At 44.5% G+C, this 14,008-nt stretch carries 15 protein-coding genes; 4 read left to right on the forward strand and 11 right to left on the reverse strand.

The window, feature by feature from the left end; genetic code table 11:
* The first annotated feature begins 72 nt into the window (after positions 1 to 72).
* Together OO778_RS17320 and OO778_RS17325 are read left to right on the forward strand one after the other, a co-directional pair.
* On the forward strand, positions 73 to 1,833 hold the full coding sequence (locus OO778_RS17320; protein ID WP_264912267.1) for an ABC transporter ATP-binding protein/permease: 1,761 nt from the start codon (positions 73 to 75) through the stop codon (positions 1,831 to 1,833).
* 501 nt (positions 1,834 to 2,334) lie between these two features.
* Positions 2,335 to 2,727 (forward strand): hypothetical protein, encoded by a 393-nt coding sequence (locus OO778_RS17325; protein WP_124007848.1) that lies wholly within the window; start codon positions 2,335 to 2,337, stop codon positions 2,725 to 2,727.
* A gap of 40 nt (positions 2,728 to 2,767) precedes the next feature.
* On the opposite strand, the gene OO778_RS17330 is transcribed toward OO778_RS17325, so the two are convergent.
* The 4 genes from OO778_RS17330 to OO778_RS17345 all read right to left on the reverse strand — a co-directional run bounded on the left by OO778_RS17330 (position 2,768) and on the right by OO778_RS17345 (position 6,423).
* Positions 2,768 to 3,772: a metal-dependent hydrolase gene (locus OO778_RS17330; protein ID WP_264912268.1), complete on the reverse strand. Its 1,005-nt coding sequence runs from the start codon at positions 3,770 to 3,772 to the stop codon at positions 2,768 to 2,770.
* A gap of 333 nt (positions 3,773 to 4,105) precedes the next feature.
* Entirely contained in the window at positions 4,106 to 4,564 is a 459-nt protein-coding gene (locus tag OO778_RS17335; RefSeq protein ID WP_264912269.1) for an exoribonuclease R, read from the reverse strand.
* Positions 4,565 to 4,658: 94 nt separating this feature from the next.
* Positions 4,659 to 5,687 carry a phospholipase A gene (locus OO778_RS17340; RefSeq protein WP_264912270.1) on the reverse strand — a complete coding sequence of 343 codons (1,029 nt, stop codon included), beginning with the start codon at positions 5,685 to 5,687 and terminating at the stop codon, positions 4,659 to 4,661.
* Between the two features lie 232 nt (positions 5,688 to 5,919).
* Positions 5,920 to 6,423 carry a DUF2938 domain-containing protein gene (locus OO778_RS17345; RefSeq protein ID WP_264912271.1) on the reverse strand — a complete coding sequence of 168 codons (504 nt, stop codon included), beginning with the start codon at positions 6,421 to 6,423 and terminating at the stop codon, positions 5,920 to 5,922.
* A gap of 84 nt (positions 6,424 to 6,507) precedes the next feature.
* Between OO778_RS17345 and OO778_RS17350 the strand changes: the two genes are divergently transcribed.
* A complete protein-coding gene (locus OO778_RS17350; RefSeq protein ID WP_258459998.1) occupies positions 6,508 to 6,915 on the forward strand; it encodes a helix-turn-helix domain-containing protein in 408 nt (135 codons plus the stop codon).
* A gap of 64 nt (positions 6,916 to 6,979) precedes the next feature.
* On the opposite strand, the gene def is transcribed toward OO778_RS17350, so the two are convergent.
* The 7 genes from def to OO778_RS17385 all read right to left on the reverse strand — a co-directional run bounded on the left by def (position 6,980) and on the right by OO778_RS17385 (position 12,903).
* The gene (gene def / locus OO778_RS17355) at positions 6,980 to 7,486 is read right to left on the reverse strand and encodes a peptide deformylase (protein ID WP_020842054.1); all 507 of its coding nucleotides are present in this window, start codon (positions 7,484 to 7,486) and stop codon (positions 6,980 to 6,982) included.
* A 220-nt stretch (positions 7,487 to 7,706) separates the two neighbouring features.
* The gene (locus OO778_RS17360) at positions 7,707 to 8,165 is read right to left on the reverse strand and encodes an ABZJ_00895 family protein (RefSeq protein WP_029817912.1); all 459 of its coding nucleotides are present in this window, start codon (positions 8,163 to 8,165) and stop codon (positions 7,707 to 7,709) included.
* Between the two features lie 31 nt (positions 8,166 to 8,196).
* Positions 8,197 to 8,526: a YceK/YidQ family lipoprotein gene (locus OO778_RS17365; protein WP_074190618.1), complete on the reverse strand. Its 330-nt coding sequence runs from the start codon at positions 8,524 to 8,526 to the stop codon at positions 8,197 to 8,199.
* Positions 8,527 to 8,842: 316 nt separating this feature from the next.
* Positions 8,843 to 9,094, reverse strand: a complete 252-nt coding sequence (locus OO778_RS17370) for a DUF2999 family protein (RefSeq protein WP_104970655.1) — start codon at positions 9,092 to 9,094, stop codon at positions 8,843 to 8,845.
* A gap of 100 nt (positions 9,095 to 9,194) precedes the next feature.
* On the reverse strand, positions 9,195 to 10,640 hold the full coding sequence (locus tag OO778_RS17375; protein ID WP_264912272.1) for an N-acylglucosamine 2-epimerase: 1,446 nt from the start codon (positions 10,638 to 10,640) through the stop codon (positions 9,195 to 9,197).
* Positions 10,641 to 10,753: 113 nt separating this feature from the next.
* Positions 10,754 to 11,290: an AAA family ATPase gene (locus tag OO778_RS17380; RefSeq protein WP_264912273.1), complete on the reverse strand. Its 537-nt coding sequence runs from the start codon at positions 11,288 to 11,290 to the stop codon at positions 10,754 to 10,756.
* Positions 11,291 to 11,556: 266 nt separating this feature from the next.
* Positions 11,557 to 12,903 carry a magnesium transporter gene (locus tag OO778_RS17385; RefSeq protein WP_021448459.1) on the reverse strand — a complete coding sequence of 449 codons (1,347 nt, stop codon included), beginning with the start codon at positions 12,901 to 12,903 and terminating at the stop codon, positions 11,557 to 11,559.
* A gap of 212 nt (positions 12,904 to 13,115) precedes the next feature.
* Between OO778_RS17385 and OO778_RS17390 the strand changes: the two genes are divergently transcribed.
* Positions 13,116 to 13,991, forward strand: a complete 876-nt coding sequence (locus tag OO778_RS17390; RefSeq protein WP_264912274.1) for a universal stress protein — start codon at positions 13,116 to 13,118, stop codon at positions 13,989 to 13,991.
* The last annotated feature ends 17 nt before the right edge of the window (positions 13,992 to 14,008 follow it).

Genomic DNA, 14,008 nt, shown 5'->3' on the forward strand with positions numbered 1-14,008 from the left:
CGGCAGTTCACTGGTCTCTCCTACAAAACTGGCTTACTATGCCAGTTACCTAAAACGCTTTGTGAGTCACTCATGAGCAGAAAAAATAACAAAAATCTCAGCATTCTTCTTAAACTCAACACCTTTATTGCACCTTATAAATGGCGGGTTGTGGCGGCTTTGGTTGCCCTTGTCGCGACGGCAAGTTTGACGTTATCCGTTGGCTATGGGGTGCGTATTCTTATCGACCAAGGCTTTGCACAGCAATCATTGCAAGAGCTCACCAATGCGATTCAGTTTATTGTCGGTGTCACACTGTGTATTGCCATTGGGACGTTCTTTCGCTTTTACCTTGTATCTTCGGTGGGTGAGCGCGTCAGTGCGGATATTCGCCTTGCGGTGTTTAACCATGTGATTACGCTGCACCCGAGCTATTTTGAGACCAACAGTAGCGGCGATATTATGTCGCGCCTGACTACCGATACCACGTTGCTGCAAAGTATTATCGGTTCATCGTTCTCGATGGCGATGCGTAGCGCTTTGATGTGCTTTGGTGCCATCATAATGTTGTTTGCCACCAACGTTAAGCTCACACTGATTGTGCTGGCTTCTGTGCCTTTGGTTCTGGTTCCGATTTTGTTTTATGGACGGCGCGTGCGTGCGCTCTCTCGCCAAAGTCAGGACTCAATGGCCGATGTCGGCAGCTACGCTGGAGAAGCGATAGAACATATTAAAACCGTGCAAAGTTTCAGCTCAGAGCCACATGAACGAGCGGCTTTCGCTGTCGAGGTGGAAAAAGCTTATGAAGTGGGCAGACAGAGAGTAAAACAGCGCGCGATCCTAATCTCTGGCGTTATTGTGATTGTGTTCAGCGCGATTGCAGGCATGCTTTGGGTTGGCGGCAGCGATGTGATTCACGGGGAAATGTCTGCGGGAGACCTAGCAGCGTTTGTGTTTTATGCCATTATGGTTGCCTCATCAACTGCAACCATTTCTGAAGTGATGGGTGAACTGCAAAGAGCCGCAGGCGCTACCGAACGGCTGATTGAGATCCTTCAAGTAGACAGCGATATCAAAGCGCCAAGCAACTATTTGCCTGTCCGTCCGGATATGCCTGCTGAGGTTAACTTTAATTCGGTGAGTTTCAACTACCCTTCTCGCCCAAATCAACCAGCTATCAAAGAATTAAATCTAACCGCAGAACAAGGCAAAGTATTGGCGTTGGTTGGCCCTTCTGGTGCAGGTAAAACAACACTATTCGAACTGCTGCAACGCTTTTACGACCCGCAGCAAGGGCAAGTGTTTTTTGGTGGTGAAGATATTCGACAGTTCGACCCAAAAGAGCTTCGACGCCAAATGGCACTCGTACCACAACAGCCAGCGCTGTTTAGCTATGATGTGTTCCACAATATTCGCTACGGCAATCCAGAAGCCACGGATGAACAAGTCATCGAAGCCGCCAAAAAAGCTCATGCCCATGAGTTTATTGAGAAGCTTCCCGAAGGCTATCACAGCTTTTTAGGCGAGCGGGGCGTTAGACTATCAGGTGGTCAAAAGCAGCGCATTGCGATTGCCCGCGCGATTCTAAAAGATCCAAAAATCTTACTACTAGACGAAGCTACCAGCGCCCTTGATAGTGAAAGTGAACATCACGTTCAGCAAGCACTTGAAGCACTGATGAAAGGACGCACAACACTTATCATTGCTCATCGCCTTTCGACTATCCAACATGCGGATAAAATAGCGGTGCTGGACAATGGTGAGTTAGTCGATGTTGGTAACCACCAATCATTAATGCAAAGCTGTGAGTTGTATCAGCGACTCGTGGCGTTACAATTTAAGCACTTAGAGTAACGCCTAGTTAAGCCCTCAAGAATAAGCAAAAACGGACCAAGTGATTTAATGCCAATAGCTTAACGATGTTTTTGTGTCATTCCAGCGAGCCTTGGCGAGACTAGGAATCTAATAGCAACGTGCTGAGTGGTTAAAGAGACAATTTTGACCATAAAGAGCTAGGATAGAAGATCCTATATCACGCACCTTCGCCGCTGTGCGAGATAACGAAATACAAAAAGATGCCACTCGTAGTTAAACGAGCGGCATTAAACCAAGTGGTTCTCGTTTTAATACAGGAACTCAGGTAAGAATCCAGTAACCAGCGTACTCTCCCTTCAACTAGAAACACTCATCCCCAAGTACCATATAAAATCCAATCAACTTCATTTGTAACAAGTTAGGTTTCAAAAATAGGAAATCACCACTGTAAAAATTCACCGCGTTTTGTCTTGCTGCCTATGGTTACAATGTTCGTGAAATCAATGCCTTTAAACCAAGTTACAAGTAAGTGGCACCGAGATGAACAGTGAAGCGAAACAACTTTTTTATCATTTATGTCAGCAATACGATGCGCTTTCTCAAGAACTAGAGTCTCGCGCGTTTCCTGAGTTTTCCGAGACCATCACTCATCCGCTTGGACACTGCTTTGTCCGTTGCCCTGTAGGCTGTCAGCGCTTTTCCATTGTTGCAGTAAACTTCGTGCCCTCCGTTCGCGGGCAAGGTGTGCTTACTGCATTTATCGACTACATTAAAAGCCATCCATATCATTACCAAGGCGTTGAAGTCGCTATCATTGAAAACAAAAGCTTAGCAAAACGACTGTTGTCTCTTGGCTGGAAGTATAAGTCTCTGTTTGGCAAAATTTTCTTCGCCAGCAAGCCTACCCTAGTGAAGGACTTTCAGTCAGCGTGATGGTTATTACGACACCGCATCGGTACCCAAAGTAAAACCATCACTCAAAATCTGTAAGCATATTGAGAAAAGTTTGGCGGTCTTCCGTTGTACTACCTCGATGAGCAGTGTATTCGACGTGCATATTCGGGCTAGCGTTGGGTGATAAATTGATGCCCCACAGCGCGTTAATTTGGTTTGGAACGATGGAGTAACGCACGTCAACAATTCGCATTTCGTTATTCGGGTCTTGCGCTACAAAACCATTTGAAAACCAACGGAAACGTTCGATGTCTTTCGCTTGCTGCGATTGCGGATCGAGCCATGGAAATTGAGTCTTCACATTGAGCTTTGGTGTGGATTCGCCTGGGTAAATTTTTATTGAGCGCCCCACTCTTACCGCATCCACATAGTAGTTATCTTCGGTTTCATAAATCACTTTCCAGACCAAAAGATTCCCGAAGGTTGGTTTTGCTTTTAGCTGCACAGCGCTGTGCTGTCGCTCTTGGACGATTTTCCACCCGGCCGCTTCTGCTCTATCTCGTTGAATAACCCCAAGAGTCAGATAAGCCAGAGACCATAGAAATGCGACACGCGCGTAATTTCGATTTCGCTTCATTGCGGCAAACAAAAGCAGGATCAAAATAGGAAATGTGAAAGCGGGGTCGATAACCGAGATTGTGTTCCAAGCATAGCGTGTGTTGCTTATCGGCCAAAAAAGCTGAGTCCCATAGCTGGTGCAAGCATCTAACAGCGCATGGGTGCTATAACCAAGGGCACAATAAAACCAACTCTGTCGGAAGTTTAGCCCTCGTCTTTTTGCAAACAACGGATACAACACTAAAGCACAGAGAAAGCTGCCAAAAGGGATAAACAACAATGAATGGGTAAAGTGTCGGTGATATTCCAAAAACAGCAATGGGTCAGTTGATGAACGGATAAGTACGTCCAAATCCGGCGCCATCCCTGAAACCACGCCTAACACGCCAGCAGCCACAATGTGCCGCTTGTTACTCGCAGACTGTGGCAAAGCAGCGCCCAGTAAACCTTGCGTTAACGGGTCCATTATTTACGCCCGCAACGAAAATGTAGCCGAGATAGAAAGCATATGCGCTTCAAAATAGGCTCAAATTTAAAAACCAGAACGCTCTCCGACATAAATTATCCGTATTTAAGTGGATTGGAAGACACACCTTAATGACGTATTAAAGTGTTCGAAAACAAATACTTTGATTTTAGTGTAAGAAGAAATCGCCCTATTCGCTAGTGAGAAGCGAACCTAAAGCGAGGCTCATGGTGTACGTCAAAAGTCCAAAACTGCGGATTTTACAGATGCAAAAATAAAACAAGGCGAACCGAATGGCTCGCCTTGTTTACTGAACGATTAACGACAAAAACCTTAGTCTTGAGGGTTTTCTTTCGCGTTGATTTCAGCGTAAGTGTTCAGAAGCTCTGTCAAAGTTTTCACCCAAACAAAAACATCCGAAGGTGTATTTTCAAGTAGTTTTTCCACTAGTGCACAGTGTGTTTCTAACGTGATCGCCTCTTCCAAATGGAATGAAATCGCATAGAAATGCCAAAGAACCAGTCGCGTCATTCGCTCGCTATTTTGCTTCGCATTGTCTGAGTCATCAAACGCTTGTTGAATTTCACTCAGTGCGATTGCTGTCATGCGTAACATGGCATCAAGACGTGCAGACAACATACGGTCTTCGCTATCCACTTCTTCTTGATCGAAAGTAAATAGCTCATTCATCACGTCTTCAGGCACCATTTTACTGATCATGCGAGCACTAAACTCTTCCAGTTCATGACGAGGCATGGTTACAAGACAATCGAAGGTGTAATCACGAAGCATAAAATCACTCTAGGTTGGAAATCAATTTCAGCCACGCATTCTAAATACTGAAATCTCAATTGCCAGCGTTTATTTCTATTGGGCTACCGAAAAACTACAGAACACCGTTGATCGCAATACCAACACCAATACGCTGCTGATTATGATCATAGTCAATCAAGCTCTTACCATACCCCGTCGAGTACTGTGCGTATCCCTGAAGTTTGCCCCAGATCGGAAATGACACCCCTAATTCGGCAAAGCCTTTATGCGTTTGGAAGTTCTGGCGGCCTAAGAAGGTAAACTCATAACCATTCCATTTGTACGCACTCGATAGCTCAAAGTGCCCCATGTAATCTTCGATATCCGGGTTATCATCACCTGTAGGATCATTCGGAGATGTTTTTTCATCCTCAGGTATACGCCACCACGGTTGAAGAGAAACCGCAAAATTGTCTTTCGCAAAGGTTAAGTTGGCGTAAACACGATTCCAACTGCGCGATAACTCTTGTCTCTGCCCATTCGACTCATGCTCAATACCAAAACCTAACCAAGTCGAACCATCAAGTGGCTTCCAGTCTGTCGGGGTATAATAAAAAAGCTCAGGACGATAATTGGTTTCACGAAATGGACGCGATGCGGCTCCTGTATACACTTGCCAAAATGACTTGAGCGTCATACCAAAGAACAAACCATCCCCATCAAACAACAAATCGTCGTAGTTCATTGGCACTTTAAAACTAATTTGGAACTCCGCTTCTTCCTTACGCAGCTCATCCCCGTACTTAGTGTCCGCATAAGCACGCTTATTTACGCGATCACTGTAAGTGAACGGCAAGATGTAGTTAACACGATGCGCCACCAAACTAAATGGTTCAAAGGCGTTTTCTCGTTCTGATTCCAAACGCTTGTCGACCAAGCTTTCCTGAAGCTCCTCAGGTTCTTCAATTTCTGGATCAGCGGGCACTGTACTTGTTACTGCATCGAGCTCACACTGCGCGCGAATGCTCTTTATGGTTTCCTCACCTTTGCTTTGCTTAATTTTGTCTAGCAAACATAAATCATAAGCACTGGCTGTTTCTCCCATCGCAACTGGCGCTGCCAATAAGCTCAGTATTGATATCCCTGCCACTTTTGAAGCCATCTGAAACCCTTAATATTCTTTATGTCAAACCAGATAATTTTAATTTTTCTTGGTAAACCGCTTGCCATTCTGGCGTTAAGGTAATGTTAAATGTTCGCCGACTTTACGTCTTGGATAAATACGACAGACCTCAAACATATCGGCCCACTATGAGCAACGCGCCAAAAACGTCCAAGAGTTGAGCATCATAAATAAAAACAAAAAAGACTCGTTTGCATGATGCTCATATTCCCTATGCAAAATACTGGCTCGCCACTTTGATTGCAAACGCGGCTATGAATAAACCCAAGCCATAAGCCAAATGCGCCAATGTGCTAAGAAAACGGGCTTTCCAAGGTGTTGGGGTTTTACTGGCAGCAAAACCAAATCCTAGACAAGGTTGAATGACAAAAAATGGGAACACCAACGTGACCACACCAGTGGCTAAGCCGGGCACTAGACTAGGCTCTACCAACCAATGATGCCCAAAAGCAGCAATGTGAGCCAAAGCGAAAACAACACCAATGGCATAGTGCAAAAACCAACCGAGTGCTTTTTCTCCCGACATCGCGTCTGTTGCCATAATTGGCGCATGCATAAGCTTTCCTTTGGGCATGTACAAAACCCAGCGCGCAACCAATGCATAGTTTAGTGGGGGAATACCAAACACTCTGCTTTGTAGCCAAGCCCATAAATCCATTATCAAAGTCGCACCAATCCCTATTAGCGCCGCTTGTAATCCTATTAAAAACAGCATTTTTCGCTCCTCAAGTTTTTGATTTGTTAAGGTCTTAGTTGCATGCTACAACTTAAAGCCAACTTGAAGTCAATGAGGAATAATATGGATATTGCAGAAGTGGTTAAAAAATCAGGATTGCCGACCTCAACGCTCAGATACTACGAACAGTTGGGGTTAATTCGCTCGATAGGAAGGAATGGATTGAGACGTCAATATTCACCAGAGATACTCAATAAACTCAACATCATTAGTTTGGGGCGTATCGCTGGAATATCACTTAACGAAATGGCAGAAATGTTGAATCACTCAGAAGACTCAAAACCATACATTGATCGTGACTTACTGGCGAAAAAGGCGCTTGAAATTGATGAGCAAATAACACGTTTGAAAGCGGTGCGAGACAGCCTAAACCATGTTGCCAGCTGCCCTCATGAGTCACATATGGACTGTTCTTCATTTCAGAAGCTTATGAAGGTCGTGAAGCGTTATGTCCCCAAAAAACCGAGATAAAGCACTCTACTTATTCTTGATTTAAAAGGAAGCAACTCGCGATTGTGAGTTACTTCCTCCCATCTTACTTAGCTTGCGCTTTTACGTACTTCTTCACTTTTTTCATCGCCATTTTTTGCTTTAACGGTGAAAGGTAATCAATGAACAAGTTACCAGATAGGTGGTCAATTTCGTGCTGCATCACAATCGCTAAGAACTCATCGCTCTCGATTGTAATCGGGTTACCATCACGGTCCAATGCAGACACAACAACTGATGTGTAACGCTCTACATCGGCATAGTATTCGGGAACAGATAGGCACCCTTCTTGACCAAGCGCTTTGTTTTCTCCGCTCACCACTTCTGGGTTAACCAAGATTAAAGGATCATTGCGTTCGTCAGAGATATCGATGACAACAACCGCCTCTTTTCTGCCCACTTGGGTTGAAGCTAAACCGATGCCATTGCCCGTTGCGTAAAGTGTTTCTAGCATATCGTCGATCAACGTTTGTACTGTCGATACATCAGTGACTTTTTCTGCTTTTACTTTAAGCCTTGGGTCTGGAATGGAGAGAATTTCGAGGACTGCCATACTTACCTTTCGTTATCTGTAAATCGTAATTTCCGGCGAATTATACACACGTTTCGGCAGACATAAACATGTTGAGTTTTCGTGGAAAGACCGTTTCGTCTAAAACATTCGATTTTGCTAGATACCAAAGAGGCACAAAGAAAGAGAAAACAATAACGCCAGCACGATATAGCTGGCGTCTTTTTTACGTATCTATCTTTAAGCGTTCGTTATATGTGAGTTACGCACTCTTTTGCGCTTTTAGCAAAACCTTAATCGCCATTTTTTCACCACTCTTGAAAATAAAGTACCCGAGACAAACGGTTATTAACGTTAATACAACGATAATAATACTGAACCAGCCTAGTTCCGCTATCAGTTCAAATATAGAGATGCCCAAAAACATTAAGATGAGAGAAAACACCACTAAGCTCGATAAATTCCAAAGCAGCACTGAGTACCATCTCGTTGTCGAAGGCATTATATTCCCTGTTTTATAGCCAAAATAATATCCTACACTCATCGCTGGTATTAACGTCCCAAGAAAGCCGACACCGTTCATTTCCATGCCAGAAATATACTCAATAATAAATAGCAGTATGGCCAAACAAACTGATGCCAAACACAAAAGCGACGTTACAAAGAGCACCGAGGGAGCGTTGTTTTCTGTTGAGTAATTATTTTTCGATTCCACTTTCATTTCCTTCCATTTATTTCAATAAAATCAGACTTTAGATCATGCTGCCGCTTGGACAACCTAGAGAAACAACGCCGCCATAACTCGTTGAGGGTGTAGCTACCATGACTAAATCAACAGGAAGAAACACAACGTCCGTTGCTAACGACAAAGGAATGTCAATCAATGAAAGTGGATATAACGCGATGGAAGTAATATCAGATCTTAAATAGCAAGGTTGTCGTGCGACTGATAACGCGGTGCCTGAAAACGGCTTTCCGTATCCGCCACCAGCATGCGCATCTATAGATGAACACCCCACCATTAAAGATGCTGACACCACAAGAAATACAACTTGTAGCTTTTTAAATATATTTATTTTCATTTAACCTAGATTCCAAATAACTATTATTTTTTAAAACTAAACCCTCTCTCTCAAATTGTATATTCAATGAATTTACTCATATAGGTCTAGTGCAACCATGTTAATACGTTCTATGTATTAGAAACAATTCATTTATTGCCAATAGCACCCGTGAGTTCATGCGACGTGACTAGAATCGCACTTGATTTTTTATGCAAGCACCAAGTTAAGCTCAACCTATTCGCTTTCCCGTTGGAGTCGCGTACCTTTCATCTGATGTAAAAAAGCCGCCAGAACCATTTGGCTCTGGCGGCTTTTGTTTTTATCGAAAACTCGATTACTGCTGTAGCTTAGCTTTGGCTTCTACTACTTTGGAGAAGTCTAGGCCCAGCTCTTCCACTGCTTCTTTAATCAGTACAGGGTCTTGCATTACCTGCGCCATTAACGCTTGAAGCTGATCTTGTGGCAGACCTAGTTGGCTGATAGTTGCCATTGCAGCCAGAGGGTTTTGAGTTAACGCCTGAAATAGCTCGTTGATTTGCTCGTCGCTAATATTGTTTTCTTTCAACATCGCAAGAATCGGGTTCATCAAATTACCTTTAAATACTATGTAAAACAGACCCGCAGTTTACCACTGGGGTTTGTTAGTTTGCACGCAGACTTTAACCACCACACTACCATCGACCAAGTTATGGTCGAATATTGGTGAACGTTGCGGTAGTGACTCCATCACTTTGCGATGAAAGCGCTTTTATATCCGCGTTAAAGTAATATGGATTAAGTGACATTTTACTCTCGGCTGGTCGCGCGTAGTAAAGCTTGGCAGGCTGTTTTGCCATTTGTTGCACGTATAAATACCCGACCAACGCATGTTCAAACTGGTGGTAACCATTTCCCCAATGGAACGCTTTGGTTGATTTAGGATTCAGACCAACACCTCCGTACTGATGATCCACCCACACGTCCATAAAGGTGGGTAACGTGTATTGAAGCGTTTCTTTCATCGAACCATCAACAAGAGAAACCGTCATCGCCGCTTGATCGAGTTCTGCCCATTCCCAAGACGAGCTATAGTGCTTGTGCGGTCTTGATTGCCAAGCAGGAATGCTCTCTTGCGTCCATTTACTCTGCCATTCTGGTGAGAAGAGCGCTTTGACTTGCTCAAAGTTTTGCTGGTATTGCGCTTGTTTAAGCGTGTGTTTCATGCCTTTGAAACCAAATTCTGTCCAATTGGAATTCTCCAACAACTGACCAGTGAGATACGTCATCCAATACGCTTTGATGGTGTGTCCAAAATCATTGTGTTTCGCATCTGGCATCATTACCGCTTTGTGGTGTATCGCGCCATAAAAGCGCTGCTCTTTGTCGGAGTGGTAGTTATCCAGCATCACTTGCGTCAGCCATTGCAGATCTTGTTTCCACTTGGCTTGCGCTGCCTCTGGTAAAAGTGGCGCCGTTAACAACAAGTAGCCATTAATTTGGTCAAGTTGAGCGACTAACTCTTGCTGCTTCTCACTTTCTCCATCACCATCTTTCAAAACCCACGCCAGACCGCGATCATCGCTTCGTCGGTATTGTTTAAATATAAACGCTTGCTGGTCGATAAGTGCTTGTTCAACCTTTGGATCTTGCGTCAAGTAGTAGTACATCGCCAAGCCCACCAAGGCGTAAGCTTGGTCTTGAGAAGTTCGCTGTTGCCACTCCATCCCCGGTTTTCCACTACGCGTAAAGCTCACGAAGCCACCGTTTTTCTCATCTTGTAGATGATCAATCAGGTAATAAGCCCCTTTCTTGGCTAGCTCTAATGCTTGTTTGTCACCCGTAAGATGAAAAAGCACGCCATAAGCGTAAGTTTGACGCGACTTCATGCGTGTGTATTCGCGATCGAAGTGCGGGCTAATCCACCCTTTGTTTAATTCTTCACACGGCTTTTGTGGGTCGAGAATGACACCGTTATCACAACGAAATGTCGGAAAATTCCCCGCAGGTTGCCCATGCGCACTTTCCATCATCCAATATGGGGCTAGGCCATTCGTCACATGGTTTAACCAATCATCCCCCGAAGGCAGCTCCACATCAGCAAAGCTGTTCATGCTCGTCGTTGCGAGCAATAAGGTAAGATATTTAAAAGACATAATACTCAATTAAGTTATTGAATTTTATCCAGTATAAATAACTCCCTTTACGCATATTGTCGTCGTGGTCACAATCGCCTTACGCATTTGTTTGCATTATTCATCTGTCTGCCTTATTCGATGACTGAGTCGAGAATAAACGCCACTCTGTCTTCGACTGACATTTCGGGCACTTCGATCAATTGATAACCAAACTTGTGGTATGCATCGACCATCTGTTGATATGTGGCGACCGCTTCAGAAAAATCTTGCTTTCGCTCTTCGTCGTTGCTGAATATCGACGCCCACGGTGGAAAAATGAATACTTGAGAATGATAACGAAGCGTCTGGCAATGCGTGATGAGCTCATGCGAGATTGGCAATTGTTCCAACTTGCTGTAGCCATATACGTCCACAATACTGCGATCAAAAAACACGTCCCCTTGGCGGACATTGAAAGCTCGGTAATTGCTCACTTCTGCCTTCATCATTTCGTCTCGAAAGGCTTGTTTGTCATTCCAAGGTAATGCTGAACCGTGATTCGTAACCTGCCTTTGTATTACGTGACGACCTGTTTCTGGCGAGCAGATAAAGCCTTGTGTTTTTAGTTGTTCGATTACCGAGGTTTTTCCTGCACCGGGACCACCAGTGAATACGATGAGTTTGTTCAAAATCTTTTCCTTATTTTTTGTTTGAGTGAAGTAATGCGTGTACAGCCAAGAAAACTGGCATTTGGCACGCCAGCGTTAAGCGAGATCGGCAGTGGAAAGTTTTGGGATAGAAATGAGCAGTGAAAAATATTGATGAAATGAAAGCTTAAACGGCGTGTTCAGCGTTTATGAAAAACGGAGGAATTTTGAGCGAACCAAACTTGCCCAAAATATTGGGTTGGGAAATGGAGAGATTGGATCATCAGGTTAACGCGTAAATTGGCTTTCTATATCAAGAAGATGGCACCTAAGCCTAAGAACGCAAAGAAACCGACGACATCGGTAACGGTTGTCAATACTACCGAGCCAGCCACGGCGGGGTCAATGTTAAACTTCTTCAACGTGAATGGTATCAGCGTACCCGATGCCGCAGCCGCCAGACTATTGAGAAAAATTGCGCAGCAGATAATAAGCGCCAATGGCCAAGAGTCAAACACCATGTAGACGACACCCGCGATGACTAATCCCATGATCAAACCATTAATGGTGGCGATTTTTAATTCCTTATTCACCAATAGCTTCAAGTTACTTTGGTGCAAATGGTTGAGTGCGATACCCCGAATGGCCACCGCTAAGGTTTGGCTACCTGCGATGCCGCCCATACTCGCCACCACGGGCATTAAGATCGCAAGCGCAACGACTTGCTCGACCACATTATCAAAAATACCAATGATTGCAGAGGCAACAAAAGCGGTCAGCAAGTTAATCACCAACCAAAGTGCTCTTAGCCTTGTCGCCACAGTTAATGGTGTGAACAAATCCTCTTCGCTTCGTACGTTTTCTGCCACTACAGCTTGTAAGCTGAGTTCACGCAAAGTAATCGCGATGGTCGCCATCGACAAAACCCCCATAATTTTGCCACCAGCCATGATAGGAAACCAATGCGCGCCACCATCAATCGAGACCTGTTTACTGACGCTTTGAATCGTTTGGATATCTTCCAGAATTGGCGTGACCACGGTCAAGTCTGTGAGTTTGGTATGGTTCTCATGCAGCAACAGGGTTTGAGGTTCTATCGTCCCAATAACGCCTCCGACATCACGCACGATGATCAATCGCACCGGGCTTTGTCCACGTTTTAACAACTCGGTTTTGATGCCTCCTACGCTGTTTTTAGGATTTGCGACCAAAAAATGCGGCTCGGCATATCTCCCCACTTTGTTATCTTCATACGACAGCGCTTGTTGAATGTGCGCGACCGACTCTTCACTTTGGTCGATAAGGTACTCATCCACAAACTCGGTCGGTAGAAAGTCTGCAAAGATGATCAGTTCCGAATCCGTGATGTACGCTAAGCGTTCATGTTGCAGCTCTTTGTTGAGTGATTGATGAATGTGCTTGGCGGTGTCGTATCGCAGCAAGTTTAATACCGTCCAGTACTTCTCTGGCGGCACCGCTTCTATCACGCGTTTACGATAAGCAATGTTGACCGACTCCAAAATGTTCGCGATTTGCGCTTCCTGATAGTCTTTCAAAAAACCGAGGTCTTCGGTCGACTCTATCGCTTTAATGATCTCGGCAAGCAAATGAGGCACTTTGCGATTAATTTGTAATTGGCTGGAATCTATCATCATTGTCACCGATTTCCTTGGGCATCACGTTAGTGTCAACACGATGTCTATTACCTAAAGGCATGAGATCCTGATGTTAAAATTCTAGGCAGTGGCGTGCACAATTGCGGAATTTATATTTTGCTCGCAGAAACAGAACGTCTTTGCATAAGGGGATGGTATAAACTTTTAGTGTGCATTAGGCGCATTTGCCTCGTTTGATAATGGAGTAATCAATGGCACCAGTATTTTTTCTGACTCAGCAAGCCGCCTTACCAAGTCGTAAGGTGCTTCGTAAAGTGATTCAGTTTGCGACAGCGCTGGCTCAACCCATCGTGGTATTGGTGGAAGACCACCGCCGGAGTGAAGATCACGCGTTCGCGCATTTCCTTAGTTTCAACTCTGACCATATAGAAAAGAGACAAGCTGAGTTTGAAGCTTGGACATCAAAATTTAAAGACTTCGTTATCGAACTTTGTGAAGAAGAGGAAGTTGAAACGCCAACACTCTCTTACGAGCATTTCAAAGGGAGTCATTGGATTGCTCAAGTCGCGAAACGGCTTGTCGACGACACAGATTTACTGCTCGTGGGGCATTTTAACAAGCACGACATTCAAACCTTACTCACCGAGCTAGCAAAAAACGATTGTGATTTATTGCTATTAAGTGAGCGTTCATGGCCTTCTCACGCCAACATGCTTTGCGCGATAGATCCGCTTCATCGCGGAGATGCAAAATCAGTCGTAGATAAAGCCATCGTATCGCGAGGCTCAAAGCTAGAAAAATCCTTGAGCGGAAAAATGACATTAGTTTACTGCCGCTACGTTGCGCCTTATCTGTCTCGCTATCGTGCAGAGATTTTGAGCAACCAAAAAGCAGGCATTACGGACTTTATTACTGCGCAAAAGTTAACACGAGTACCACTGCTGCTGCCAGAAGGAAACCCTGAAACGGCGTTACCAAAAGCAGTTAAGCAATCACAAGCGGCAATTCTGATTATGGGCGCGTGTAAGCGAAGCATGTCATCCCAATTTTGGTCTGGCAGCACTGTAGACACGTTACTTGATCAACCGCCTTGTGACCTGCTGTTGGTCAATAGCACGAAGGATTGATCAGGCTTCCCCATTCC

The organism is Vibrio sp. STUT-A16 (genome assembly GCF_026000495.1).
Classification (GTDB): domain Bacteria; phylum Pseudomonadota; class Gammaproteobacteria; order Enterobacterales; family Vibrionaceae; genus Vibrio; species Vibrio diabolicus.